We start from the raw sequence: 714 nt of genomic DNA on the forward strand, positions 1-714 counted from the left end.
CGCTTCCCTCCCCGTCCCGCTGTCACCAACGCGGGGGGCGACCCGGGGGGGGGGCTCCGCCGCACCGCCACGACCCCGACCCCACCCACCAACCGCGTGCGAACCCACACCCACCCACCGCAGGAGCCCCACACCGACCAGGAGCAACCGACATGCCCCCCGCTCCCACCACCCTCGCCCCCCGGGCCCGTCACCTGCACTGCCCGACCCCACTGCCCGACCCGGACCAGCGCCTGATCTGCTTCCCGCACGCAGGAGGATCCGCCGCGTTCTTCCGGGACTGGGGAACCCGGCTACCCGGCACCGAGGTGCACACCGTGCGCTACCCCGGCCGTGCCGAGCGCATCGACGACCCCCCGGCCAAGGACCTGCGCGTCCTGGCCCACGCCATCGCGAGCGCCGTGGAACCACTGGCCGACCGCCCCCTGCTGCTGTTCGGACACAGCATGGGCGCGGCCGTGGCCCTGGAGACGGCCCGCGCACTGGAGCGCCGCGGCATCCGCCCCGCCCACCTGGTCGCGTCCGGCTCCCGGAACGCCCCCCACCCCCACCCCGAGGACCTCGCCACCGACCAGGACGAGAACGACGACACCGTCATGGCACACCTGCTGACCCTCGGCGGCACCGACCCGGACCTGGCGGCCGACCCCGAGTTCCGATCCCTGGTCCTGCCCTACATCCGCGAAGACGGCCGCATGTTCCGCTCCTACCTCC

1 protein-coding gene is annotated in these 714 nt (G+C 74.5%); it reads left to right on the forward strand.

Going from position 1 to position 714, the window contains the following annotated elements; genetic code table 11:
• Nucleotides 1-152: 152 nt before the first annotated feature.
• Nucleotides 153-714: thioesterase II family protein (locus tag JHN63_RS51705; RefSeq protein WP_200692032.1), on the forward strand; the 562-nt coding region annotated here is incomplete at its 3' end.

It is taken from the genome of Streptomyces sp. MBT65, from assembly GCF_016612545.1.
Lineage (GTDB): Bacteria > Actinomycetota > Actinomycetes > Streptomycetales > Streptomycetaceae > Streptomyces.